This window comes from Streptomyces sp. H27-H5 (assembly GCF_026627505.1).
In the GTDB taxonomy this organism is placed as follows: Bacteria; Actinomycetota; Actinomycetes; order Streptomycetales; family Streptomycetaceae; genus Streptomyces.
Window position 1 is genome coordinate 23,169 of the sequence record NZ_JAPNLK010000068.1, and the last position, 22,708, is coordinate 45,876.

Here is a 22,708-nt window from a genome sequence, read left to right on the forward strand (position 1 = left end):
GGGCCGGTCAGAGGTGAACGTGCTGATGATTGCCCCCCGGGTCGGCGCCGCTCCACGCCGGCCGGCGGGAGATGGCTCGGGGAGAAGGACGCGGAACAGGGCCGACGGGTTGTGACGCGAGCCGTTTCGCCACCGTGCCCGCGCCCGGAGGCCCCGCGCCCGGAGTGCCCGCGCCCGGGAGGAACGCGGTCGGCGTCACGGAGTCGCGTCACGGGGCGGGTTCTTCTGCTGCGGGAAGCCGGAGGCCGCCGTGATGCCGAGGTTCAGGGCGGCGAGTCCGGTGGCCAGGGCGCGGCGGTTGTCCGACGTCATCGATGCGAGGGCCTGGGAGAGCGTCTGCTCACGGCTCTCCCGTATCCGCGCCAGGTGTGTCTGCCCGGCGGGGGTCAGCCTGAGCGTGATCTCACGGCCACTGTCCGGGCAGGGGTGGCGCTCGATGAACGCGAGGGCCTCCAGGCGGTCGCACAGCCGGGTGACGGAGGGGGCGGCCGCTCCGAGGAGCTCGGCCAGGGCGCGCATGCGGATGCCGGGCCGGCGGTCGACCAGGTACATCAGGCGGAGCTGTGACGTGGAGGCCGGGGCGGCAGCGGTGCTCTGGCGGGCGTTCTCCCATATGACGTCGAGAAGTTCGACGATGTCGCCGACGGAACGCGCCTCGTCGTGGCCGATGCTGTGTGGGTCGGTGGCTGGTACTGGCATCTGGGTTCCCTCCACACGACCGGAACGCTCGACGTGCCGGCGCGACCCGGCGTCAGACGCCGGTGTCCGGGCTGCCGGAACGGGCCGGTATGGACTTCTCCGAAGCGGCGGATGGTCTCTCCGCGGTGGAGGATCCGGACTTGCCCCCTGTGTCCGTGAGGTGTTCCAGCGTACCGGTGACTTGCAGGAGCCGGTCCAGTTTCGTCGGACGGTCGTAGAGGTGCAGACGTACGCCCGCCGCGCCGGTGCGCCGCCTGATCATCAGCAGCATCGACAGGCCGGTCGAGTCGACGGCGGACAGCTCCGCGCAGTGCAGGTGCAGGTCCCGCAGGTCGGTCCGCGCGGTCAGCAGACGACTGACGGCGTCCAGGGGGAGGTCCGCACTGTCGTGATCCAGGTCGCCGCGCAGTTCGATGCGCACGGTTTCCTTCGTGTCGACGCACGTCAGGTGCAACTGGCTGGTGTGCAGGCTGGTCATCCGGCGGTCCCGGCGGCGGTGAGGGGGCTACTGGTCAAGCGGGCGGAGCCGGATCGCAGGATGCCGGCGGCGCGGGGGAAGTCCTTCAGTTCGCGGCCCAGGAGTGCCAGGGCCGGCAGGAGCGACCGGGCCGGGACACCGCGCGAGGTCAGGACGTCGGCGGTCCACCGGATGAATCCGGTGAACAGGTCCTCGTCGTCGGTGTAGAGGGCGACGGCGAGGAACTCCACGATGTGGGCCAGGTCCTCGGCGGTGCGCTCGCGTTGCGGCTCGGTGTAGTCGCGCATCGCCGGGTAGGCGTCCTCCAGCCCGGTGAAGACCACCCGTACGAGTTGCGGGCGGGTCCGGGCGACGAGCGTGTACTCCTGGTCGCTCAGGTGGGGGAGGTCGTCGATCGCCTGGTGGTCCGGCTGGGGGCGCGGCAGCGGGGCGCGGGCCAGGTCGTCGGCGGCGGTGCGGGCGTCGGGGGCCCAGGCGTCCGCGCCCAGCAGCCGGGCGTACCGCCCGTCGGGTCCGAAGGCGGCCCCGCCGACGAGCACGGGCGTACCGGCGGCCTGACAGGCGGTGATCGTCGCGTGCGCGGTGGGCAGGCGCGTGGCGATCGAACCGGAGAGGGCGACGGCGTCCGGGCCGGTGCGGTGCAGGTGCGCGACGAGGTGCGGCGTGGGGACCTGGGCGCCGAGGTAGTCGACGTGCCAGCCGCGCAGCCGCAGCACCTCGGCGAGGAGGCGGGCCGGCAGGGCGTGCCATTCACCGTCCACGCAGGCCACCGTGACCCGGCCGCGGGTGCGCGGGGCGCGGGCCGAAGGGTGTTGGGCGAGCGCGGCGACGGCCCGCTCGTTGATCGCGGTGGCGGCGTGCTCCTGGGCGACGGTGATGCGGTTGGCGGCCCACTCCTCGCCCACCCGCCCCTGGAGCGGGGCGATGACGTCGAGCAGGACGCTCTCGGCGTCCACACCCTCGTCCAGCGCCCCGAGCACGGCCGTGATCACCGCCGCCTCGTCGAGGCCGAGGACCCCTTCCCACAACTCCTTCGCCAACTGCTCCAGCGCGGTCGACCCGGTGTTCCGTCGGCTCACGCGGTGAACCTTCCCCGGGTGTGGCCGTCCACGGCGCTCAGGTGGTTGGTGCGCGGCGCGGAGATCACCACGACGGCCATGTCGTCGTGCCGACCCGTCCCCACCCACTGGGAGGCGAGCATCTGTACCCGCTCCACGACGGCTTCGGCGGGCAGACCCGCGCACTCCGAGAGCGCGCTGCGCAGGCGGGCCTCGCCGAACATCGTCCCGCCGAGCGGGCCGCCGCGCGCCTCGCTGATTCCGTCCGTGTAGAGGACGCAGGTCTCACCGGGTGCGAGCGTGACCTGCGCCGTCTTGGTGGTGATGGACGGCAGCGCGCCGACGAGGGTGCCCTGCGTGGGAGCCTCCTCGACCCGCCCGTCGGAGCGCAGGATCAGGGGCGCCGGGTGTCCGGCACTGGTCAGGCGCAGCCGCACCGCGTTCCCCTCGCGCGTGGCGGAGGCCAGGACCATGGTCGCGAAGCGGGTGTCGTGCGTGTTCAGCAGCGCGGTGTTCAGCAGGCTCAACATCCGCTGGTGGTCGTCCGCCATGGGCAACAGGGCATGCAGGGTGTTGCGGATCTTCCCCGTCATCACCGCAGCTTCCAGGCCCTTGCCGCACACGTCCCCGAGCACGACGAGCGAGGCGTCGCCCTCCACCGCCGGCGGGTGGACGTCGTAGAAGTCCCCGCCGATCCGCTCGTGGTCCAGGGAGGGACGGTAGCCGCCCGCGTACTCGACACCGGAGACCTGGTGCAGTGACGGGGGGAGCAGCTCCCGCATCAGCGTCTCGGTGATCGAGGCCTGCTCCGCGTACAGACGGGCGGCCGACATCGCGGCGCCCGCGCGGGCGGCGAACAGTCGGGCGAAGACCTCCTCGCCCTCCGTGAACGCGGCGCCGTCGGCGTGACGGAGGAGGACCAGGGCGCCGGCGGGCACCCCGTGTCCGGGCAGGGGAGTGATGACGATCGACCCCACCGGACCGAAACCGTCGGGAATGAGCCACGAGGGAGCGGCCTCGGGGTCGATCCAGCGGGAGGGAACGGGCGGGAAGCCCTGGAGCGCCTCCCCGAGCCCCGGTACCTCGTTGGGGTTGGCGGCCACACCGAACTCCGACGGCGTTCCACCGCGGAGGCAGGCCACCACGGGCAGTTCACGCCCGCGCGTCGGGGCGATCACCAACGCCGCGTCCGCGAGGTGCTCCGCCGCCATCTGCGCCGTGACGTCCATGCACCGGTCCAGATTGAGAGAGGAGAGGAGGAGGTTGGAGGCCTGGGTCAGGAACGCCGTGCGCTCCTGTTCCATCCGCAGGGCTTCACGGGCCAGGCGGTGGTCGGTGTCGTCGACCAGCCACCACACCACCGTGCCGTCCTCGCGTACCGACGGGTGCGCCTCGTAGGTACGGTCGCCCACCGGGCCCTGCACCATCGGGTCCCGGTCGGCGCCGGGGCGCTGCGCCGGAACCGCGGCGAGGTACCGGGCGTGCGCCGACGACAGCCAGCCGGGTACCGCGTCCGAGAGCGCCGATCCCGAGTGGGCGCCCGGGAAGACCAGACCGGCGGCCGCGTTGACGAACACCAGGTCCGCCTCGGCGTCCGCCACCAGTACCGGGTAGGGGACCTCACCCCACGGAATGCCCACCGCGGTCGAACCGGCAGATGACTGGGTGGAATTCACCAAACGTAGAAGGCCCGCTGCGCGAACCCCTCACCTCATCGTCTCGAAGGAAACATCCTTGCCTTCCGGCAACCATCCTCCATTCGTTGTTCCCTTGGCAACCAGGCCCCCCGTGCGGCGCCGTCCCCCACCGGACGCACACCGGACGAACACACCGTCTCCTCCGATGCGCGGCCCGGCGCCGTGAGAACCGTCACCCGTTCGTGACGGCATGGCCTCCGGGCGGGCGGGCAGACGGGCGTCGGGTCGATGCGAATCGCCGGACGCGAGACGTCAGCCGTACGGACGTCGACCGCCCGTCGGCGTCCTCTACCCGCACAGCCGGCCGGCCCCTGACCCCGACGGCACGGTGCCCATGATCAGCCGGTAGCGGTCACGACGAGGTGGAGGTGGCCACAGGTGTTCTCGGTGGACGTCCGGCGCACCGCGCAGGCATGCGTGTTCGCCCTCCGCGGCGAGCTCGACTACGACAGCGCCGTCCAGCTCCAGGAAGCAGCCGACCTGGTCCTCACCGGCCCCGACCAACCGGGGCTGGTCGTGGCCGACTGCACGGCCCTTGCCTTTTGCGACTCCTCCGGCATCGGCGGCCTGATCAGGATCTACCAGAAGTTGTCCGCGCACGGCGGATTGCTGCGCCTTGCGGCGGCCCCGGGCTCGGTGGCGCGGGTCTTCGCGCTGACCGGCCTGGACCAGGCGATCGCTGTCCATCCCACACCAGAGAACGCCCTGTTGTCCGGCGCTGGTCCACGAGAATCCGGCAGCGAGGCCGTCGCGCCTCCAGCGCGTCGGGCAAGCGAGAGGTCGACAGGGCGATGACCCGAGTTCCAGGACAGCAGCCGCCGGCGACCGCCGGTCCGGGAGGCGCCCCCGACAACGGCATCACACGCGACATCGAACGCGGGGTCGACGGGATGGACGGTCGCCCGGAGCATGACCTGCGGGCCCTCTTCGGCCAGTCCACGGCCGTCTTCGCTTCGCTGGCCGGCCCCGCCCACATGGTGGAGGAAGCCAACGCGGCCTTCTTCAGCGCGATCGGCGCCGGAGAACACGTGCGCACGAGGATCCCGCTGAAAGAGGTGATGCCCCAACCGGAGGCACAGGGCATCCTCAAGCTGCTGGACCGGGTCTACCGGGCTGGCGAACGCCACGCCGGGCCGGACACCCGCACCGTCCTGGACCACGGCCCCGCGGCACGCGAGGCGTACTTCGACTTCACGTACGAGCCACGCCTCGACGCCGCCGGCAACGTCATGGGCGTACTCGTCACCGGAGTGGAGACCACGCAGGTCAAGCAGGCCCAACGGCTCACCGCCGAACACCGGGCGCTGCTCGAACAGATCGCCCGCCAGGCACCGTTGGAACAGGTACTGGACGGTATGGCCCGCACCATCGAGGAACTCGCCCCCGAGGAAGTCCTGGTCTCCGTCCTCCTCGCCGACGCCGAGGGCCGGCACCTGCACCACGGCGCCGCCCCCAGCCTCCCCGACTTCTACAACCAGGCCATCGACGGCATCGCCGCGGGCGAGGGCGTCGGCTCTTGCGGCACGGCCGCACACCGGCGGCAACCCGTCATCGTCAGCGACATCGCCACCGACCCCTTCTGGGACGACTTCCGCGACCTGGCCGGGAAGGCCGGCGTGGCAGCCTGCTGGTCCACCCCGATCCTGGCCAGGGACAAGTCGCTGCTGGGCACCTTCGCGATGTACCACCGCGTTCCCCGCGCACCGCAGGAGTCCGACCTGGCCCTCGCCCGGATGTTCGCCGACACGGCGGCCCTCGCCATCGAGCGGCACCAGGCCGAACGGGCCCGCGCCCTCGCCGAGGCCCGGGAGGAAGCCGCACGCCGGGACCTCGCGTTCCTGCTGGCGGCCAGCACCTCGCTCTCCTCCGACCTCGACTACACCGAGACCCTGCGGCGCCTGACGACCGCGTGCGCCCCGGCCCTGGCGCCGCTCTGCACGGTCGACGTCATCGACGCCGGACGCGTCAAACGCGTCGCCACGACCGCGCCCTCCCCGCTCGAAGAGCGGCTCCTCGCCTCCCACATCCCCGTCTACGACGCCGACGACGACGCCGTGTCCCGGGTCCTGGCCACCGGCCTGAGCGAGGTCGCCCGACGCACCCCCACCGGCCCGGGCCCGTGGAACGACCTGAACGTCACCGGCTACCTGTGCGTCCCGCTGCTCGACCGCGGCTCGGCCTTCGGCGTCATGACCCTGCTCACCACCGGCGAGAACGCGTTCGACGGACACACCGTCGCGCTGGCCGAGGAACTCGCCCGCCGCGCCGCCTCCGCGGCCGTCAACGCCCGCCAGTACACCCAGCGCGCCGCCCTCGCCCGCGACCTCCAGTCCGGTCTGCTGCTGCCCGAGGTCCCGAACGTGCCCGGCGCCGACATCGCCACCTACTACCACCCCGCGGGCGAAGGCCTCAACATCGGCGGCGACTTCTACGACGTGTTCCCCCTCGGAGAAGGCACCTGGGCGTTCATGCTCGGCGACGTCTGCGGACGCGGCGCCACCGCCGCCACCACCACCGCCCTCGTCCGCCACACCGCCCGTGCCGTCGCCCCACTGCTCCCGGACCCCGAAGCCGTGGTCCGCGCGGTCAACAAGGCACTCCTCGACCGCCCCAGCAGCCACGGAACCGGCTTCGTCACCCTCGTCTACGGGCACCTGAAGCCCGTCGCCGGCGGCGGGCTCGACATCACCCTCGTCCGAGCCGGCCACACCCACCCCCTCCTCATCGACGCCCGGCAGACCCCGCGCCCCGTCACCGGCGAGGGCCTGCTCCTGGGAATCACCCGCACCCCCGACCTGACCGCCCGCCACATCCGCCTGGAGCCCACCCAGAGCCTGCTGCTCTACACCGACGGCATCACCGAAGCCCGCAACGAGCACGAAGAGCAGTTCGGCGAGGAAGGCCTCGCCAACGCCCTGGCCACACCCCGGCTGGACACCGCACCGGACGTCATCGACGCCCTGATCCGCGCGGTGCGGGCCTTCAGCGGGGCGGGCGGCATCGATGACGACCAGGCGGCCCTCGTCCTGACCGCGACCGCTGCCGCGACCTCCGGTCCGTAGGCCGCGAGCACGGTCGGAACCGAATCGGTCGGATCCGGTCGAGCCGGTCCGGTCGGGGTGCGATCTACGCGGAGGAGAGGTGCGATGGAAGCCTGCACCCGTCCCTCATCGGGCCGACAAGCGGCCGGACAGAGCGGAGTGATCGCCGTGACCGCACCTGTGGAACCCGCGACACGCCGGGCCGGCCGGTGGGGCGCCAGGGCACGGGCCGGCGTGACGGGCGCCGCGTGCCTGGTTCTCGCCCTTGCCCTCGCCCCCGCGGCACAGGCCGGGTCCGGCCTCGCCGCCCCCGCCGAGCGCTGTACGCCGGGCTGGGTGTGCGGATGGACCGGTCCCGTGTACACCGGGGTGGTGAGCCTGGTGGCGCAGGACATGCCGCAGTACCCGGAGACGACCGCGTACGTCGGGTTCAACGACGGAACGTCGGTGTGGAACGGCTCCGGCACCCGGCGGGCCGACGGCGTCCTCCGGGGCCGGTGCGTCACCGTCTACAACAAGGCCGGCTACGAGGGACGGAGTCTGACCATCGGCCCCGGCAAAGGCGTCGAGCGGCTTCCGGCGTCCTTCGGGCACATCCACTCCGGCCGCTTCCACGACTGCCGCGTCTCCTGACCCGGCGCGGACCACCGCTTCGGACCACCACTCCGACTACCGCTCTGCCGGGGACTCCCGTCGTCGTGTGGCCCCGAGGCTGCCGAGCAGGGAGAGGGCCTGGGCGCTGGGGCTTTCCGGTGCGGCGTGGTAGACGACGACCTGCTGGCCGACGGCTCCTCGGACGTCGAAGGAGTGGTAGGTGAGCGAGAGGGGCCCGACCTCGGGGTGGACGAGTTCCTTGGCGTCGTGCGACTTGCCGTAGACCGTGTGCGAGGACCACAGCGCGGCGAACTCCTCGCTCGCTCCGCGCAGGAGGCGCACCAGCTCCGGCAGGCGCGGGTAGTGCGGGTCGATGCCGGTCGCCTGGCGCAGGCCGGCCACGACCGCCTCGGCCGCCCGGTTCCAGTGCGTGAAGAACACGCGGGCGGCCGGATCGAGGAAGATCATGCGAGCGAGGTTGTCCACTTCTCCGAACGGTGAGAACAGTGCGTCGGCCAGGGTGTTCGCCGCCAGGAAGTCCGTGGCCGGGTTCAGGACGAACGTCGGGGTGCCGGTGAACCCGTCCAGCAGTTGCCTCAGCATCACACCGGCGGTTTCCCTCGGCGGCGCCCGATGGCCGTCCGGCACGGCACCCACGAGCCGGTGCAGATGCTCGCGCGCCTCGACGTCCATGCACAGGGCATCGCCGATCACGTCGAGGATCTGCGGGGAGGGGCTGCGTTCGCGGCCCTGTTCCAGGCGGGCGTAGTAGTCGGTGTTCATGCCGGCGAGAACGGCGACCTCCTCGCGGCGCAGTCCGGCCACTCGACGCCGACCGTGGGAGGCCAGCCCCACGTCGCCCGGTTGCAGGCGTGCGCGGTGGGCGCGCAGGAAGTCTCCGAGTTCGTTGCTGGTCACACCCACAGGCTAGGGGGCGTTCCGGGCCTGTGCCTGGGTGTGCCGTACCCCGGCACGACCTGCCCTGGCCGGCGCTCCTCCCGCGCCCCAGACTCCGAAGGGCGAACACGGCCGGGAGCACGTCCATGACGGGGGCCCCGGCACCGCGGGCGACGTCCCGAGGACGCGTTCCCCCATCCTCAACACCCTTCCCCTCCAAGGAGAACCGAGCATGACGCAGACCGGCAAAGTCGTGGCGATCACCGGCGCCAGCAGCGGTATCGGGGAGGCGACCGCCCGCCGACTGGCAGCCGACGGACACCGGGTGCTTCTCGGCGCACGCCGCACCGACCGCCTGGAACGACTGACGGAGCAGATCACCGCGGAGGGCGGGGCCGCCGCCTTCCGCACCCTGGACGTCACCGACGCGCAGGACGTGTGCGCGTTCGTCGACGCCGCGCGCACCGAGTTCGGCCGGATCGACGTCCTCGTGAACAACGCGGGAGTGATGCCGCTGTCTCCTCTGGCGACGCTGAAGACCGACGAGTGGGACCGCATGATCGACGTCAACGTGCGAGGTGTCCTCCACGGCATCGCCGCCGCCCTGCCGGCGATGCGCGCCCAGGGCGCCGGCCACATCGTGAACATCGCCTCCGTCGGCGCGTACGAGGTCTCGCCCACCGCCGCGGTGTACTGCGCCACCAAGTTCGCCGTCCGCGCGATCTCGGAGGGGCTGCGCCAGGAGTCCGGCGGGGACGTCAGGGTCACCCTGGTCTCGCCGGGGGTGACCGAGTCCGAACTCGCCGACGGCATCTCGGACCCGGCCGCCCGCGAGGCCATGAAGGCCTACCGCGCCGTGGCGCTGCCCGCCTCGGCGATCGCGGACGCCATCGCCCATGTCGTCTCCCAGCCACCGGAGGTGGACGTGAACGAGGTGATCATCAGGCCCGTCGCGAGCGCGCAGTAGCCGGTGGGGGCGGGACGCCCCTCATCGCCGACACGGCTCCGGCGACCGGCCTACTCTTCCGCGCTGCCGTCGATGCGGTGGAGGAGGTGGAGCAACGTGGTGCGGTCGGCCGGGGACAGGTCCGCGTAGCACGCGGCGAGCACCTCGTCGGCGATCCGGTGTCCCGTGCTCAGGACCTCTTCGCCGGAGGACGTGAGGTAGTGCTCGATACGGCGGCCGACACCAGGCCTTCGCTCGATCAGCCCCAGCGTGGTGAGCCGGCCGGCGAGGGTACCGAAGGCCTGCTCGCTCTGGAAGGTCGCCGAGGCCAGGGTGCGGGCCGATGCGCCGGGCGTCCGACTGATCGCGCGGAGGGCGTCCCACTGCGCCAGCGTCGTGCCGGCAGCGGCAAGGCGGCTGTCCAGTGCGCGGTGCTGCCTGTACTGGGCCTGCTTCACCGCTCTTCCAAGGAGCTGCAGTTCATCGGGCATGAGTCCAGCCTAATGCATGACTAAGCTTGTTTAACTAAACAAGTTTAGTTATGGTCTTGCCATGCCCACAACCAAGAACGTCGCGCTGTACCCGGACCTGTCCCTCACCCTGACGGAAAGCGGGACCGGCAGGCCCTGCCTGATCCTGCACGGCGGCGGAGGCCCGGCCACGGTCGCCGGCCTCGCCTCCCACTTCGCACGGACCGCACTCGCCATCACACCGGTCCACCCGGGATGGGACGGCACCCCTCGCCCGGAATGGCTGACCGGCATCGACGACCTCGCCCTCGCCTACCTGCGGTACCTCCAGGACCGGGGGCTGCGCGATGTCCTGGTGGTCGGTTCGTCCATCGGCGGCTGGATCGCCGCGGAGATGGCCGTACGGGACGCCGGCGGAATCCTGACCGGACTCGTTCTCATCGACCCCGTCGGCGTACACGTCGAGGGCGAACCGATCAGGGACTTCTTCACCCTCGACGCCCGCGGTGTGGCCGAGTACGCCTGGCACGACCCGGCCCGCTTCCAACGCGACCCCGAAACGCTCCCGGCCGACCAAGTCGCCCTCCAGCGCGAGAACATGACCACGCTTCGCGTCCTGGCAGGCGACCCCTACATGCACGACCCGAAGCTGCTGCGCAGGCTGGGGCGCGTCGAGGTTCCCGCTCTCCTGCTCTGGGGTGAGAGCGACCGCATCGCGACCCCCGCCTACGGCGCCGCCTACGCCCAGGCCTTCGCCGACGGCCGGCTGCACGTCCTTCCCGAGGCAGGCCACCTGCCGCAACTGGAACGCCCCGAAGCGACCTTCGCCGCGATCGACAGCCACCTGCGCGACACCGCCGCCGACCCCTCCGGCCCTCGGCCCTCCGGGGAGCCGAGCCGCGGCAAGTGACCTCGGGCGCGGCTCGGAGACAGCGGGAGTCACGACGTCCTGGCTGACGTGACATGTGCCCCAATCTATCGGTCGGCGTCCATGTGAGCGGCGCGGAGCCATTCCGCCTCGAACTCGGCCCTGCTGATCTCCATGCCCGCGAGATCGGGGTCGAAGAGGTCCACGACGGGCGGGTTGAACGGCCAATCATCCGGACCGCTCTTGACGGCGGCCCCGTCGTCCCCGAGTTCCACCTGGCGAAGCCGGCGCCCGTCCGGTCCGACTTCCATCAGGTAGTCCGCGGCATCGACGCCATCCTCGCCGTCCCATCGGCGCCGCAGGTGAACGACGCTCCGGCCGGCCAGGGCGCCGAAGCCGGGGCCGTCGCGCTGAGCAGTGCGCTGAGCCTTCAAGGCGTCCAGGTCGCCGGGCATGGTCGGTGCGTCGATGTCGACCGCGTTCAGGTCCCATGTCTCGGCGCGATCGACCGTGTCCGCGTGGTCGACGACCTCCACCTCGGCGAACGCCGCGACGATTTCCCGGGCCGACCTCGCGTGGACCCACCACCACGATGCGCCCATGCCATGGTCGTGCAGGACGAGGAAGCGCATCTTGCGAGTCGTGTCAGTGTCGGTCACATGGGCCGAGCTTACGGTCCGCCCTCCCATCGGCGGGCGGTTGGTGGGGGCTTCGGGGGCTCCGGACCGCAGCTTTGCGACGGACGGTGACCACCAGTGCCTCACGTGGCCGTCGCGCACGCGGGAACCGTGCCGCGCCCCGGTCGGGCGAGGGATTCGGTCGTGTGGGGACGGCGGGGTCAGGCGCGGTCGATGTGCACGCTGGTGGACTTCACCCGGGCCGTGACCTGCACGCCCGCCTCCAGACCGAGTTCCTCGACCGCCTCACGGGTCAGCAGGGACACCACCCGGTGCGGGCCGGCCTGGATCTCCACCTGCGCGGCGACATCGCCGAGTTTGATACCGGTCACGATGCCCGGGAACGCGTTGCGGGCCGAGGTGGAGGAGGCGTCGTCGGCGGCGCTCTCCTGGGCGACCTCCACACAGAACGCGGCGAGGTCGGGGCCGTCGACGATGCGGCGGTTGCCGTCGCGGTGGGTGGGGAACCGCTCCGCGTCGGCCCATCGCCGGACCGTGTCGACGCTCACGCCCAGCAGCTCGGACGCCTGACCCATGGTGTAGGACTCCATGCGGCACAGCCTAGGGGTCGGCCGCGGCCGGCCAGTGATCGGCTGCCGTGCGACTGCCGTACAGGGGGAAGGGCCACGGCGCGCCACGGCACGCTCCGAGCGGTGGTCGAAGCGCTCCCGACACCCGGCCCGGTTCCACCCGGTCAGGCGGAGACCAAGAGCGAGGTGACCGTGTTGATCGTCAACGACGACGTGGGTGCGCCCGGCGCGGCGGCCAGGCGCAGGGTCGGGAAGCGGGTGAAGAGGGCCGACAGGGCCGTGCGGAGCTGGAGTCGGGCCAGGGGCGCGCCCAGGCAGAAGTGCGGGCCGCGACCGAACGCCAGGTGGGGGCCGCCCCCTTTCGTGAGCCGGAAGCCGCCGCCGCCGTCGCGGCAGGTGTCGCGGTTCGCCGCCGAGTAGCACAGCAGCAGCGCGTCACCCGCGCGGATCCGTTGCCCGCCCAGCGTCACGTCCTCGCGGGGGAAGGTGAAGGGCAGGGCGAAGACGCTCGCGTCGTGGCGCAGTGACTCCTCGACCACCTCGTCCCAGGCCACGGCGCCGTCGAGGACGCGGGCCAGCTCGCGCGGATGCTCCAGCAGGGCGCGTACCGCGTTGACGAGCGCGGCCACCGTCGTGTCGAAGCCGGCGGCGAGGAACAGCCAGAGGGTGTCCCGGGCCTCTTGCGGACTCAGCCCGCCATCGGAGTCGGCCGACCTTGACCAGGGCACGCCCGTCGAGGCGGCCTGCCGGATCATCGTCCTCGAAGACCAGCTGGAGGAAGCCCAGCGGATCAACGAGGCATACCGGCGCGCCACCGAATCGACCGACCCGCGGGCCGGCTCCTGAGGCGGGTGGGCCCGCCGACACCGGCGGGCCGCCGCGCCCGACCCGCCTCCGTGACGGCAGACGGTTTCTCCATGCCATTCATGGAGAGTGCGGCAATACCTGTGACGGCGGCATGAGGGTTTACCGTCCCCCGCGGGGAAGGTATGTGCGGTAACGGGCCGAATGCAATTATTGAACGCACCCACGCCGCTACGGCGTGCTACTGTCGATCTCAGCTGCAGTCGTGGTTCCCAAAACTTCAAGCGGTTCCACCGGCTTTTTCGCCGCTGGAAACCCTTGCTTATCTCCGGTCATTTCCCGGCAGGGCATCATCGCGGCGACCCGGCTATCCGCACATCGCGGATCCTGGCGTACTGCCCCAAGGGAGACTCGACATGGCGTCCGGCACTGTGAAGTGGTTCAACGCGGCAAGAGGGTTCGGGTTCATCGGGCAGGATGCCGGCGGAGCCGACCTGTACGCCCACTTCGCGAACATCACGACCCCGGGCATCAACGAGCTGCTCGAAGGCCAGAAGGTCACCTACGACATCGCGCAGGGTCCCAAGGGACCGCTGGCGGAGAACATCATTCCCGCCTGATGCCGACACGTACTTCGTAGCTGGGACCCGCATCCCTCGGGGTGCCGGACCCAGCTGCGGACATCTCCCGCAGTGTTCCCGCTGCGCAACGATATCCATCCGTGGGCTCCTTCCGGGCAAACGGACTTCTTGGCGGCAGCCGGCCGCATCGAGCCACCCGCTCCGGTCGAGGTGCTCGATCCCGAGCCGCGGCCCCGGTCTTTCGCCCCCTCGGGGCTTCGCCCGGCATCGCCCCTTCGAGTGCCCGTGCCCGCAGCTGCTTCCGTATTTCTTTCGGCATCTTTTTCCGTATGGATTCAGACGCTTTCGCATTTCATCCGGCCCGTTCTCGCGTTTTCCCGTGCTGCTCTTCCGCCGCGTGAATTCCTTGATACGCGCCATGTCAAGGAAGGTTCTCCATGAACCCCACACGCACGAACGACCGCTCCTCCCGCACACGCGGCCGTACCGGCAGCACCTCCTACAGCGCGGCCGCCGGATCGGGTCGCGGCAGCCGCTTCGGTTCGTCCTCCCCGAGCCGTTCGTCCTCCCCGAGCCGCTCGGGTGGATACGGCCGTCGGCCCGCCGCGCTCCAGGGCGAGTTCGCCCCGCCCAAGACGATCACCCCGGCGCTTCCCGCCGTCGAGGCGTTCGCCGACCTCGACATGCCCGGGGAACTGCTGGCCGCGCTCACCACGCAGGGCCTGAGCGTTCCCTTCCCGATCCAGGGCGCGACCCTCCCCAACACGCTCGCAGGCCGCGACGTGCTCGGCCGCGGGCGCACCGGCTCCGGCAAGACCCTGGCCTTCGGCCTGGCCCTGCTGGCCCGCACCGCCGGACAGCGCGCCGAACCGCACCAGCCGCTGGCCCTGATCCTGGTCCCCACCCGCGAGCTCGCCCAGCAGGTCACCGACGCCCTCACGCCCTACGCCCGCTCGGTGAAGTTGCGCCTGACCACGGTCGTCGGCGGCATGTCGATCGGCCGCCAGGCCGCTGCCCTGCGCAACGGCGTCGAGGTGGTCGTCGCCACGCCGGGACGCCTCAAGGACCTCATCGACCGTGGCGACTGCCGGCTGAACCAGGTCGCGATCACGGTCCTCGACGAGGCCGACCAGATGGCCGACATGGGCTTCATGCCCCAGGTCACCGCCCTCCTGGACCAGGTACGCCCCGAAGGCCAGCGGATGCTCTTCTCCGCCACCCTCGACCGCAACGTCGACCTCCTGGTGCGCCGCTACCTCACCGACCCGGTCGTGCACTCCGTGGACCCGTCCGCGGGCGCGGTCACCACGATGGAGCACCACGTCCTGCACGTACACGGCGCGGACAAGCAGCGGACGGCGACGGAGATCGCGGCACGCGAAGGCCGAGTGATCATGTTCCTCGACACCAAGCACGCCGTGGACCGCCTCACCCTGGACCTCCTCAACAGCGGAGTCCGCGCCGCGGCCCTCCACGGCGGGAAGTCGCAGCCGCAACGCACCCGGACCCTGGCCCAGTTCAAGACCGGACACGTCACCGTCCTCGTCGCCACGAACGTCGCCGCCCGCGGCATCCACGTCGACAACCTCGACCTCGTGGTGAACGTGGACCCGCCGACCGACCACAAGGACTACCTCCACCGCGGCGGCCGCACCGCCCGCGCGGGCGAGTCCGGCAGCGTCGTCACCCTGGTCACCCCCAACCAGCGCCGCGAGATGACCCGGCTCATGGCGGCCGCCGGCATCGTCCCCCAGACCACCCAGGTCCGCTCGGGCGAGGCCGAACTGCACCGGATCACCGGCGCCCAGGCTCCCTCCGGCATCCCCGTGACGATCTCCGCTCCCGTGGTCGAGCGCTCCAAGAGCACCGCCGCCGCCCGCCGCAGGCGCCGGCCCACCACGCCCGCGGCAGCCCGCCGCGCGAACGTGCGGCAGCCCTCCTCCTTCGATGCGGCGGCCTAGAACATCCCGATGAGGAAACTGACCCATCTCTGCAGGAGGTACCTTTTGACGCTCGTCCAGATGCAGCCCCACCTGCCGAAGACCACCCCCGCGCACCCGACGGTCGCCGAGACCACCGACGCGGCCGCACTCCAGGTCGGCGACGACATGACCGTCGAGGTGGCCCTGTACGTCATGGCCAGTGCCCGCGCGAGTCACCTCCTCGTCCACGACGAGGACGGCCACCGCACCGGCATGGTCACTCGAACCCGGCTCACGGCCTTCCGCGACAGCCCGGCCTACACGGACCTGGTGCGACTGCGCGACATCCCCGGTGACCGCGGTCCGCTCACGTCGCAGCCCGTGGCCGCGCGGCCCGAGCCCGAGTACGCGCCGCGGCGCCACCGGCTCGACGTCCTGCCCGTGGCCGGCGAACAAGGCAACGCTCCGGGCGTTCTCGCCCTCGCAGGCTGATCCGCCTCACGTTCGGCACCACCGCCCGTCCACTTCTCCCCTGTGAGGCATCATGCGCTGCGTCATCGCCCGTTTCCCGTTCGACCTCACCAAGAGCGGCGTCCTGGAAACGATGAAGGGCGTCAAGCCCGAAGAGGTCACCGGCGACTCCGTGATCATCGGCCGCCGTACCTACCCCGTCAAGCAGGTCGGTCAGGTCATCACCCGCCAGGACCGTCGTGACTTCAGCGCCGGCGAGGTCCTCCGCGCCATGACGCAGCTCGGCTTCACCTGCCGCGGTCTTCCCCGGGCCGCCACGCCCGTACGCGCCCTCAGCCCGATCCAGCAGGCCTCCGCGATGCTCGGCACCCCCGTGGCCGTCTGACCCACAGGCACAGGAAGCGGCCGGGACCGACGAGGTCCCGGCCGCTGCGCGTGGGCCGCGATCCCACCTGCATACCGCCCCGGCATCCCCCTGCTCCTGTGACCAGGCGCAGCAGGGCGGCCGGGCACGGCCTCAGGCGCCTTGCGTCAGTCGGTCCCTTCGACGTACGACGCGAGGTTGGCCAGCGACGAGGCGATTCCGGCCTGGTGGTCCGCCGGGTCGATGCCGGCCGGCACATCCGTGGCGATGACGGTCACCTCCGTCCCGGCACCGGCCGGGGCCAGGTCCCAGGTCATCGTCATGGTGCCGGCGTACGACGGATCGTCGGCCTCGAACACCGCCCGCTGTACGACGCGCACCGCCGGCAGCAGTTCGGCGAACCCGATGTCGACGACATCCGTTCCGGCCGACGTCTTGCCGGGGCTGTCGCCGGCATCGAGGTACGTCAGGACCATCCGGAACCCGCCACCGGGCTGCGGATCCCACCGTTCGACGTGCCCGCGCATGCCGTCCGGCGGCAGCCAGGCCTCCAGTGACTTCGGGTCGAGCAGGGCGCGGTAGACGGTCTCCGGCGGTGCCGCGATCACCCGGGCGGCGCGGTCGATCCTGCTCATGACCCGATCCTAGGCCGTGTCGCGCCGGCCGGGGCGGGCCCGGGCCACGACGGCGGTGGCTACTTGGATTCGACTCGGCCGACCGGATGCGGGCCGGACGTCAGTGCCTCGCGCTCCGTCCGCCAGTCGTCGCTGCCGGGCTGGAACCGGGTGCGCAGGTACGCCGAGGTGAGTCGGGCCAGGGCGGCGACCCGCTCGGGGTTCTCGTCGGTGGTTTCGTCGACGTCGTATCCGGAGATTCCGCCGAGGCCGTGTTCGGCGTCGAACAGGGTGAGCAGGGCCTTGGGCGCGGGGGAGAGGCGGTAGGGGTCCGCGTGCCAGTCGGGGCCGATGTCGGTGAAGTGCCGGGAGTCGTCCTTGTCGCCGGCGACGACCAGTGCGGGTGTGGTCATGGTCGAGAAGTCGGTGCCGTGGAGGATCGACACCTGCTCGGCCATGAACCCGTTGAGGACGTCGCCGCCCCTGCCGGGCGAGGCCAGCAGGACACCCGCCTTGATCCGGGGCTCGACGAGGCTCACCTCTTCCCCGGTGTCGGGGTCGGTGATCCGGGCGCCCAGCAGAAGACTTGCGGTCCATCCGCCGAGGGAGTGCCCGGCGACGGCGATCTTGTCGTGGTCGATGCGGCCGGCCAGGTGCGGCACCGTGTCCTCGATCGTGTCGAGCCGGTCGAGGATGTGCGTCATGTCCTCGGCGCGCGAGCGCCAGAAGAACGGGGCTCCCGGGGCATCGGCGAGCCGGTCGCTCAGCGTCCGGGAGCTGAGGTGGGTGGGCTGGATGACGACGAATCCGGCCGCCGCCCAGAGGTTGGCGAGCGGCGCGTAACCGTGGAGGGAGGAGAGGAAGTTCGAGCCGCCGTGGCCGTGCGACAGAAGGATGACGGGAAGGTCCGTTCCCGTCACGGGCGCGGTGACGCGCACCTGGAGATGCACGGGGCGTCCGGGCACGGGAAGCACCACCGGGCTGAAGGAGAGGGTCGGGGCGGGCGGGATCGAGGGGTCGGTGGTGACGGTGGATGTGCTCATGACGCGAGGTTCCCTTCTGAGGGGCCTTGCCGCCCATCGCTCTGGCCGTACCGATGGGGACACGACGACGGGCAGAGCGCTTCAGCCGGACCAGCGAGTCGGGCCGGTCGAGGCGGCGGACAAGGCGGTCGATGGCGGCTGCCTGGGCTACCCTGAAACGGAGCAATGCTCCAATTAATATGCGGAGCGCTGCTCCGCTTTGTCAAGTGGAACAAGCGGAAGGAGAGCGTGATGCCCACCGACAGCCCCGCCGAGAAGGCGCCGGCCCGCAGCAAACGGGCCGATGCGCTGCGCAACCAGGAGGTGGTGCTCAGTGCCGCCGCCGAGGTCTTCGTCACCTCCGGCGTCGACGCGCCGATCCGCCAGATCGCCGCCCGGGCGGGCGTGGGGATGGCCACGATCTACCGCCACTTCCCGACCCGGGCGGATCTCGTCACCGCCGTCTACCGCCACCAGATCGAGGCGTGTGCCGAGGCCGGCCCTCACCTGCTGGCCACCGCCGAGACCCCGCTCGCCGCACTGCGCCAGTGGATCGACCTCTTCGTCGACTTCCTCGTCACCAAGCACGGGCTCGCCGACGCCCTGCAGTCCGACAGCACGCGCTTTGCCGCGCTGCACACCTACTTCATCGATCGCCTGTTGCCCGTATGCGCCGAACTGCTCGACGCCGCGGTCGCATCAGGCGACATCAGGCCCGGCACGCAGCCCTACGAACTCATGCGGGGCATCGGCAACCTGTGCATCGGACGCGACAGCGATCCGCGCTACGACCCTCGCCGATTGATCGACCTGCTCCTCCGGGGGCTCCGGACACCCCCGCCGTCCTGATCGTCCGTCGTGGGACGCACACGGCCGAATCCGGCCGGATGGTCAAGGTGCGGGGTTCGGTGGCCGAAGGAGGAGGTGGCAGTCGTCCCCTCACACCAGGGAGTTCCCCGTGCGTCGTCCGCTTGGCATCCCGCGTCCCGTACTGGCCGCCGCCCTCTTGCTCGCCGCTCCCGTCGTGGCGTCGACGTCCCCCGCGTACGCCGATCCCGTCAACCCCGCCCATCACGCCGATCGCGCTGTTCAGGAAACCGGCGAGCGTGCGACGTACCTCGTCACCCTCGCCCCCGGCGCCGATCCCGAGCGGGTGATGCGCGAAACCGGCGTCACGGAGGTCCGGTACGTGTATCGCAGCGCGGTGCGCGGCTTCGCCGCCGACCTGGACGGGCGGCAACTGGCCGCGCTGCGGGCGCACCCCGACGTCGCGGCCATCGAGCGGGACGGCCGGGCCGTCGGGGCGCCGGTGGAGGAGGGGGCTACAGGCCGTTGGTGAAGAGCAGTTCATTGGGGCTGGTCTTGCTGACGGCGCTCAGGGCGTCCTTGGTGGACTCGGCGGAGAGGAACTCGGCGACTTCCGCGGACGGCGCGGTCGGATGGGCCTGCTTGTAGAGCGCGGCGACGCCGGCGGCGTGCGGGGAGGCCATGGAGGTGCCGTTCAGGGAGACGGCGCCGCCGCCGAGCTTCGCCGAGACGATGTCCTCGCCCGGCGCGTAGATCTCCAGGCACGTGCCGTAGTTGGAGAAGGACGTCTCCTCGTCCCACCGGTTGGAAGCCCCGACCGTGTACACCCGGTCGGCGGAGGCGGGGGAGACCAGGCAGGCGTCCTTGGAGTCGTTGCCGGCCGCGATGACGGGGACCACGCCCGCGTCGGACAGCGCGGTGGCGGCATTGTTGAGGGTCACGGACTTGTCCCCGCCGAGGGAGCCGTTCAGCACGGCCGGCTGCTTGGCGTTCTTGAGCACCCAGTCGAATCCGGCGATCATCCCCGAGTACGAGCCCCGGCCTTCGCAGTCGAGGACGCGGACGCTGACGAGGTCGGCCTTGCGCGCGACCCCGTACGTCTTCCCGGCGACGGTTGCGGCGACATGCGTGCCGTGGCCATTGCAGTCCTGACCCTGACGTCCGTCGGCCATCGCGTCGAAGCCGAAGGTGGCCCGGCCGCCGAACTCGTCGTGGGCGTAGTCGATGCCCGTGTCGAGGATGTACGCGGTGACCCCGGCGCCATTGCCCTGCGGGGTGAACCGGCCGTCGCCCTGGCCGTTCGACTTGTCCCACTCCCGCTGGTCGATCCGATCCAGACCCCAGGACTTGGAGGGGGCCCGGGTGCCCGGCGCGATGACCGGCCGCGGCGGGGCCATGACCTTGACGTCCTGTTCCACCGCCTTCACACCCGGGTTCGCCCGGACGATGCCCAACTGCAGCTTGTCGAGCGGGGCGGCGAAGCCGTTGATGGCCTTGCCGTAGACGAAGGTCGGCTTCAGCTTGAGCCGCTGCGCGAGCTTCGCCGCGTCCACGCCCCGGCCGAGGGTCACGATGTAGGTGCCGGGCACCCCGTTGGCGGCTGCCGTGGTCAGCGGTGCCGGGGTCGGCTCCGGCGCCGCGGTGGGCTGGGACGCGGTGGCGAGGGGCGCGCCGAAGGTCAGGGCGGCGGTGACGGCGGTCGCCAGTGCGAGCTTGGTACGTGTGGTCATGCCGCGGAGCGGATCATGCAGAAACAAGCAGAACCTACGACATCGCCCGGTGGTTCGGCCGCCGTCCGAGGCGTACCTGAATGCGCTCCGCCGAGTGGGCGTCCCACCGGTGCCCGCACCGCTCCCCGGGCCCCGCGGGCACGCCGACCGGGTCACGGTCGCGCGCAGCGGCGTACCGGCCTCTCGCCGGCCCGCCCCCCAGATGGCCACCCGGACGCGGTGGGTGAGCCCGCGCCTGGTCATGGCGGCGGACACCTGGGCTCTCGCGTCTGCGCGACACTGGCAGGGTGACGGACAGCGAACGGCAGACGGATCGGCGGTTGGAGCGGGCCATCCTGGAACTGCTGGAGCGGCGGGCCCCGACCGCGACGATCTGCCCTTCCGACGCCGCACGGGCGGTGTACGGAGGGGATGACGACGGCTGGCGCGCGCTCATGGAACCCGCCCGCGACGCGGCCCGCCGGCTGGTCGCGGCCGGCGAGGTGGAGATCACCCAGGCCGGCCGGCCCGTGGACCCGGCGCGGGCTCGCGGCCCGATCCGCATCCGCCGCGCCCGCTGACACGGCACACATCAGGCGCGGCACCGCCCGGACCGGCGCCCTGCGGGCCCGGCCGTCGCTGTGTCCCTGCCCCTGTCCCTGCCTTTGCTGCGGCTGCTGCTCGGCGGTGATCGGTCGCCGGGGGCGTCGCTGCGAGGCTCATGGATCGATCCGGAGTCGATCCGGGTCCGCTTCTGCTTCCGCTTCCTCCTCCGTTTCCCTGCCGGCAGGCCTTGGGCGCGGTGAGTGTCTTGCCGTCGACGACGTCGTGGGTGCCCCTGCGTGGGCCTCCGCAACGGCGTCCGATCCCACCTCGTGGGCGTCCGGGCGCGGTTCGGTGATGCCGCAAGGAGGGTTTGCGTCGGGCGGACCGTGGCAGACGGCCTGAACACCACTGCCCAGCGCAGAAGTTGTCCACCGGCCGACTCCAGGAAGGGACCCTCCCGTGTCCGACGCGTACAGCTCCCCCAACGACACCCACTCCCACCACGCACCGGCCTCCGCGCCCGCCACGGGCACCAACGGCCTCGCCGTCGCCGCCTTGGTCACCGGCATCGCGTCCCTGCTGCTGCTCTGGCTGTGGTTCGTGGGCATCCCACTGGCACTGGTGGCCATCGGCCTGGGCATCGCGGGCCTCCGCAGAGCCCGCAGTGGCGCCGGCCGACGCGGCATGGCCATCACCGGCCTCGTCCTGGGCGCCGTGACCGTGGTCATCGCCGCGATCCTGGTGGCCGTCGGGGTGTCCATCCTCAATTCCGACGAGGGCAAGGACCTGCGGTCCTGTCTGGACAGCGCCCAGACGCAGCAGGCGCAGCAGGACTGCTCGAACCGCTTCAACGACGACATGAACAACTGAACCGTCGGTTCGGTGCCCACCTCCAGCCCGTGCCGGACACCGGGACGGGCCGGGGGTGGGCCGATGTCGGCCGGGGTTCCCGGCCTGAGCGGCCACGGCCGGGACGCGCGGATTCCTTCGATTCCGGTCGATTCGGACGTCCGACCCGGCCCCTCGTAGGTGTGCGAACGATGACATTCGGTGAGATTCGGGAGCCTCGGGGGTGACCCGCCCCATAGGACCCACGTCACATACGAACCGTCCTAGTAGCCCTTCCAGGCCAAGATCGCTCCGCTCGCACCGGCTCTCCCCGCAAGGAACCCCCGGCTACGCCGGAGGGTCGTCGGCCCCCGACTGCGAGGGCGCGTAGTAGGAGGGGTCGTTGCCAGGCCGTCGGGGCGTCTGTAGAACTGGATGAGTCGCAAGGCGGCACGGGTGCTTCACCCGCCGCCGACGAACCCCTCTCCACCGCGTGAGTGGCTCACGCATGTCTCTGACATGCCGCGACCGCCCTTGTCCCCTTCGGAAGGTCTGTTCGTGTCCAACTCCGTCATCCGCCGCATCGCCGCTTCGAAGAAGTCCCTCGCGGGCACCGTCGTCGCCCTCGGTGTCGCCGGTTCCATGCTTGCCACGGTTCCCGCCCAGGCGGCCCCGACGAGCGCCAAGGCGATTGCCCAGCAGATGATCAAGGACCCGGTGCAGTTCGCGGCCTTCAACAACATCGTGTCCCGTGAGAGTGGCTGGAACCACACCGCCACGAACTCCTCCTCGGGCGCCTACGGCCTGGTCCAGGCCCTGCCGGCCTCGAAGATGTCCTCCGCCGGCTCGGACTGGAAGACGAACCCCGCCACCCAGATCAAGTGGGGGCTGGACTACATGAACTCCCGCTACGGCAGCCCCGTCGGCGCGTGGAACTTCTGGCAGGCTCACCACTGGTACTAAGTGGTCTGCGTCGTAAATCCTTCGGGGGTTGACGTCGGGCTTGGCGTGCGCTTGCCCGTGTCAGGTGTCGAGACCGGTGAGGTGGAGGTGGCAGGCGGTGTCGAGTGCGTCCTCGGGGGTGC

Annotated in this window: 26 protein-coding genes and 1 pseudogene; 15 read left to right on the plus strand and 12 right to left on the minus strand. The window is 71.4% G+C overall.

Annotated elements, in window-relative coordinates:
• Window positions 1-195: 195 nt before the first annotated feature.
• Genes OTB19_RS29030 through OTB19_RS29045 form a run of 4 tightly spaced genes read right to left on the minus strand, consistent with a single transcriptional unit; the run spans window position 196 to window position 3,914 of the window.
• Window positions 196-699, minus strand: a complete 504-nt coding sequence (locus OTB19_RS29030) for a MarR family winged helix-turn-helix transcriptional regulator (RefSeq protein WP_267801491.1) — start codon at window positions 697-699, stop codon at window positions 196-198.
• Window positions 700-751: 52 nt separating this feature from the next.
• Window positions 752-1,177 (minus strand): STAS domain-containing protein, encoded by a 426-nt coding sequence (locus OTB19_RS29035; RefSeq protein ID WP_267801492.1) that lies wholly within the window; start codon window positions 1,175-1,177, stop codon window positions 752-754.
• Window positions 1,174-2,256 carry a cobalamin B12-binding domain-containing protein gene (locus tag OTB19_RS29040; protein ID WP_267801493.1) on the minus strand — a complete coding sequence of 361 codons (1,083 nt, stop codon included), beginning with the start codon at window positions 2,254-2,256 and terminating at the stop codon, window positions 1,174-1,176. The genes OTB19_RS29035 and OTB19_RS29040 overlap by 4 nt, the downstream gene beginning before the upstream one ends.
• Entirely contained in the window at window positions 2,253-3,914 is a 1,662-nt protein-coding gene (locus tag OTB19_RS29045) for a PP2C family protein-serine/threonine phosphatase (protein ID WP_420716931.1), read from the minus strand. The genes OTB19_RS29040 and OTB19_RS29045 overlap by 4 nt, the downstream gene beginning before the upstream one ends.
• A 396-nt stretch (window positions 3,915-4,310) precedes the next feature.
• On the opposite strand from OTB19_RS29045, the gene OTB19_RS29050 reads away from it, so the two are divergent.
• The 3 genes from OTB19_RS29050 to OTB19_RS29060 all read left to right on the plus strand — a co-directional run bounded on the left by OTB19_RS29050 (window position 4,311) and on the right by OTB19_RS29060 (window position 7,606).
• The gene (locus OTB19_RS29050; protein ID WP_267801494.1) at window positions 4,311-4,727 is read left to right on the plus strand and encodes an STAS domain-containing protein; all 417 of its coding nucleotides are present in this window, start codon (window positions 4,311-4,313) and stop codon (window positions 4,725-4,727) included.
• Complete coding sequence (locus OTB19_RS29055) at window positions 4,724-6,994, plus strand: SpoIIE family protein phosphatase (protein WP_267801495.1); 2,271 nt, start codon at window positions 4,724-4,726, stop codon at window positions 6,992-6,994. Before OTB19_RS29050 ends, OTB19_RS29055 begins: the two co-directional genes overlap by 4 nt.
• Window positions 6,995-7,141: 147 nt before the next feature.
• Entirely contained in the window at window positions 7,142-7,606 is a 465-nt protein-coding gene (locus OTB19_RS29060) for a peptidase inhibitor family I36 protein (RefSeq protein WP_267801496.1), read from the plus strand.
• Window positions 7,607-7,642: 36 nt separating this feature from the next.
• Here OTB19_RS29060 and OTB19_RS29065 read toward each other — a convergent pair whose 3' ends face one another.
• A complete protein-coding gene (locus tag OTB19_RS29065) occupies window positions 7,643-8,485 on the minus strand; it encodes a helix-turn-helix transcriptional regulator (protein ID WP_267801497.1) in 843 nt (280 codons plus the stop codon).
• Window positions 8,486-8,696: 211 nt separating this feature from the next.
• Here OTB19_RS29065 and OTB19_RS29070 point away from each other — a divergent pair, with 211 nt between their 5' ends.
• Window positions 8,697-9,431, plus strand: a complete 735-nt coding sequence (locus OTB19_RS29070; protein WP_267801498.1) for an SDR family oxidoreductase — start codon at window positions 8,697-8,699, stop codon at window positions 9,429-9,431.
• Window positions 9,432-9,481: 50 nt separating this feature from the next.
• Here the strand turns inward: OTB19_RS29070 and OTB19_RS29075 are convergent, their stop codons facing one another.
• A complete protein-coding gene (locus OTB19_RS29075) occupies window positions 9,482-9,901 on the minus strand; it encodes a MarR family winged helix-turn-helix transcriptional regulator (RefSeq protein ID WP_267801499.1) in 420 nt (139 codons plus the stop codon).
• Between the two features lie 61 nt (window positions 9,902-9,962).
• Between OTB19_RS29075 and OTB19_RS29080 the strand changes: the two genes are divergently transcribed.
• The gene (locus tag OTB19_RS29080; protein ID WP_267801500.1) at window positions 9,963-10,790 is read left to right on the plus strand and encodes an alpha/beta fold hydrolase; all 828 of its coding nucleotides are present in this window, start codon (window positions 9,963-9,965) and stop codon (window positions 10,788-10,790) included.
• 65 nt (window positions 10,791-10,855) lie between these two features.
• Here the strand turns inward: OTB19_RS29080 and OTB19_RS29085 are convergent, their stop codons facing one another.
• The 3 genes from OTB19_RS29085 to OTB19_RS29095 all read right to left on the minus strand — a co-directional run bounded on the left by OTB19_RS29085 (window position 10,856) and on the right by OTB19_RS29095 (window position 12,710).
• Window positions 10,856-11,407: a hypothetical protein gene (locus OTB19_RS29085; protein ID WP_267801501.1), complete on the minus strand. Its 552-nt coding sequence runs from the start codon at window positions 11,405-11,407 to the stop codon at window positions 10,856-10,858.
• A gap of 179 nt (window positions 11,408-11,586) precedes the next feature.
• Window positions 11,587-11,976, minus strand: coding sequence for a TOBE domain-containing protein (locus OTB19_RS29090; protein ID WP_267801502.1), 390 nt, complete (start codon window positions 11,974-11,976; stop codon window positions 11,587-11,589).
• Between the two features lie 143 nt (window positions 11,977-12,119).
• Window positions 12,120-12,710 (minus strand): cytochrome P450, encoded by a 591-nt coding sequence (locus OTB19_RS29095; RefSeq protein WP_267801503.1) that lies wholly within the window; start codon window positions 12,708-12,710, stop codon window positions 12,120-12,122.
• Between OTB19_RS29095 and OTB19_RS29100 the strand changes: the two are divergent.
• From OTB19_RS29100 to OTB19_RS29120, 5 genes and pseudogenes are all read left to right on the plus strand, one after another.
• Window positions 12,670-12,801: pseudogene (locus OTB19_RS29100) on the plus strand (MerR family transcriptional regulator); the annotation flags it as partial. The gene OTB19_RS29095 and the pseudogene OTB19_RS29100 sit on opposite strands and share 41 nt — an antisense overlap.
• Before the next feature lie 374 nt (window positions 12,802-13,175).
• Window positions 13,176-13,379: a cold-shock protein gene (locus OTB19_RS29105; RefSeq protein WP_267801504.1), complete on the plus strand. Its 204-nt coding sequence runs from the start codon at window positions 13,176-13,178 to the stop codon at window positions 13,377-13,379.
• Between the two features lie 398 nt (window positions 13,380-13,777).
• Window positions 13,778-15,301 (plus strand): DEAD/DEAH box helicase, encoded by a 1,524-nt coding sequence (locus tag OTB19_RS29110; RefSeq protein WP_267801505.1) that lies wholly within the window; start codon window positions 13,778-13,780, stop codon window positions 15,299-15,301.
• Window positions 15,302-15,346: 45 nt separating this feature from the next.
• On the plus strand, window positions 15,347-15,754 hold the full coding sequence (locus OTB19_RS29115; RefSeq protein ID WP_267801506.1) for a CBS domain-containing protein: 408 nt from the start codon (window positions 15,347-15,349) through the stop codon (window positions 15,752-15,754).
• A gap of 52 nt (window positions 15,755-15,806) precedes the next feature.
• Window positions 15,807-16,118 carry an SCO5918 family protein gene (locus OTB19_RS29120; protein WP_267801507.1) on the plus strand — a complete coding sequence of 104 codons (312 nt, stop codon included), beginning with the start codon at window positions 15,807-15,809 and terminating at the stop codon, window positions 16,116-16,118.
• A 146-nt stretch (window positions 16,119-16,264) separates the two neighbouring features.
• Here the strand turns inward: OTB19_RS29120 and OTB19_RS29125 are convergent, their stop codons facing one another.
• Window positions 16,265-16,732 (minus strand): SRPBCC family protein, encoded by a 468-nt coding sequence (locus tag OTB19_RS29125; protein WP_267801508.1) that lies wholly within the window; start codon window positions 16,730-16,732, stop codon window positions 16,265-16,267.
• A 59-nt stretch (window positions 16,733-16,791) separates the two neighbouring features.
• Complete coding sequence (locus OTB19_RS29130; protein WP_267801509.1) at window positions 16,792-17,754, minus strand: alpha/beta hydrolase family protein; 963 nt, start codon at window positions 17,752-17,754, stop codon at window positions 16,792-16,794.
• A gap of 231 nt (window positions 17,755-17,985) precedes the next feature.
• Here OTB19_RS29130 and OTB19_RS29135 point away from each other — a divergent pair, with 231 nt between their 5' ends.
• Together OTB19_RS29135 and OTB19_RS29140 are read left to right on the plus strand one after the other, a co-directional pair.
• Entirely contained in the window at window positions 17,986-18,582 is a 597-nt protein-coding gene (locus OTB19_RS29135) for a TetR/AcrR family transcriptional regulator (RefSeq protein WP_267801510.1), read from the plus strand.
• A 109-nt stretch (window positions 18,583-18,691) separates the two neighbouring features.
• A complete protein-coding gene (locus tag OTB19_RS29140; protein WP_267801511.1) occupies window positions 18,692-19,072 on the plus strand; it encodes a protease inhibitor I9 family protein in 381 nt (126 codons plus the stop codon).
• Here the strand turns inward: OTB19_RS29140 and OTB19_RS29145 are convergent.
• Window positions 19,056-20,270, minus strand: a complete 1,215-nt coding sequence (locus OTB19_RS29145) for a S8 family peptidase (protein WP_267801512.1) — start codon at window positions 20,268-20,270, stop codon at window positions 19,056-19,058. The genes OTB19_RS29140 and OTB19_RS29145 overlap by 17 nt on opposite strands.
• A 287-nt stretch (window positions 20,271-20,557) precedes the next feature.
• Here OTB19_RS29145 and OTB19_RS29150 point away from each other — a divergent pair, with 287 nt between their 5' ends.
• From OTB19_RS29150 to OTB19_RS29160, 3 genes are all read left to right on the plus strand, one after another.
• Window positions 20,558-20,830 (plus strand): DUF3253 domain-containing protein, encoded by a 273-nt coding sequence (locus tag OTB19_RS29150; protein ID WP_267801513.1) that lies wholly within the window; start codon window positions 20,558-20,560, stop codon window positions 20,828-20,830.
• 424 nt (window positions 20,831-21,254) lie between these two features.
• The gene (locus OTB19_RS29155) at window positions 21,255-21,665 is read left to right on the plus strand and encodes a DUF4190 domain-containing protein (RefSeq protein WP_267801514.1); all 411 of its coding nucleotides are present in this window, start codon (window positions 21,255-21,257) and stop codon (window positions 21,663-21,665) included.
• A 477-nt stretch (window positions 21,666-22,142) separates the two neighbouring features.
• Window positions 22,143-22,586, plus strand: coding sequence for a transglycosylase SLT domain-containing protein (locus OTB19_RS29160; RefSeq protein WP_420716932.1), 444 nt, complete (start codon window positions 22,143-22,145; stop codon window positions 22,584-22,586).
• Window positions 22,587-22,708 lie beyond the last annotated feature (122 nt).

Coding starts and splice junctions, on each gene's coding strand:
- OTB19_RS29030 (WP_267801491.1), bottom strand. CDS start 699: ATGCCAGTACCAGCCACCGACCCACACAGCATCGGCCACGACGAGGCG.
- OTB19_RS29035 (WP_267801492.1), bottom strand. CDS start 1,177: ATGACCAGCCTGCACACCAGCCAGTTGCACCTGACGTGCGTCGACACG.
- OTB19_RS29055 (WP_267801495.1), top strand. CDS start 4,724: ATGACCCGAGTTCCAGGACAGCAGCCGCCGGCGACCGCCGGTCCGGGA.
- OTB19_RS29070 (WP_267801498.1), top strand. CDS start 8,697: ATGACGCAGACCGGCAAAGTCGTGGCGATCACCGGCGCCAGCAGCGGT.
- OTB19_RS29075 (WP_267801499.1), bottom strand. CDS start 9,901: ATGCCCGATGAACTGCAGCTCCTTGGAAGAGCGGTGAAGCAGGCCCAG.
- OTB19_RS29080 (WP_267801500.1), top strand. CDS start 9,963: ATGCCCACAACCAAGAACGTCGCGCTGTACCCGGACCTGTCCCTCACC.
- OTB19_RS29090 (WP_267801502.1), bottom strand. CDS start 11,976: ATGGAGTCCTACACCATGGGTCAGGCGTCCGAGCTGCTGGGCGTGAGC.
- OTB19_RS29095 (WP_267801503.1), bottom strand. CDS start 12,710: ATGATCCGGCAGGCCGCCTCGACGGGCGTGCCCTGGTCAAGGTCGGCC.
- OTB19_RS29105 (WP_267801504.1), top strand. CDS start 13,176: ATGGCGTCCGGCACTGTGAAGTGGTTCAACGCGGCAAGAGGGTTCGGG.
- OTB19_RS29110 (WP_267801505.1), top strand. CDS start 13,778: ATGAACCCCACACGCACGAACGACCGCTCCTCCCGCACACGCGGCCGT.
- OTB19_RS29120 (WP_267801507.1), top strand. CDS start 15,807: ATGCGCTGCGTCATCGCCCGTTTCCCGTTCGACCTCACCAAGAGCGGC.
- OTB19_RS29125 (WP_267801508.1), bottom strand. CDS start 16,732: ATGAGCAGGATCGACCGCGCCGCCCGGGTGATCGCGGCACCGCCGGAG.
- OTB19_RS29130 (WP_267801509.1), bottom strand. CDS start 17,754: ATGAGCACATCCACCGTCACCACCGACCCCTCGATCCCGCCCGCCCCG.
- OTB19_RS29135 (WP_267801510.1), top strand. CDS start 17,986: ATGCCCACCGACAGCCCCGCCGAGAAGGCGCCGGCCCGCAGCAAACGG.
- OTB19_RS29145 (WP_267801512.1), bottom strand. CDS start 20,270: ATGACCACACGTACCAAGCTCGCACTGGCGACCGCCGTCACCGCCGCC.
- OTB19_RS29160 (WP_420716932.1), top strand. CDS start 22,143: ATGCCGCGACCGCCCTTGTCCCCTTCGGAAGGTCTGTTCGTGTCCAAC.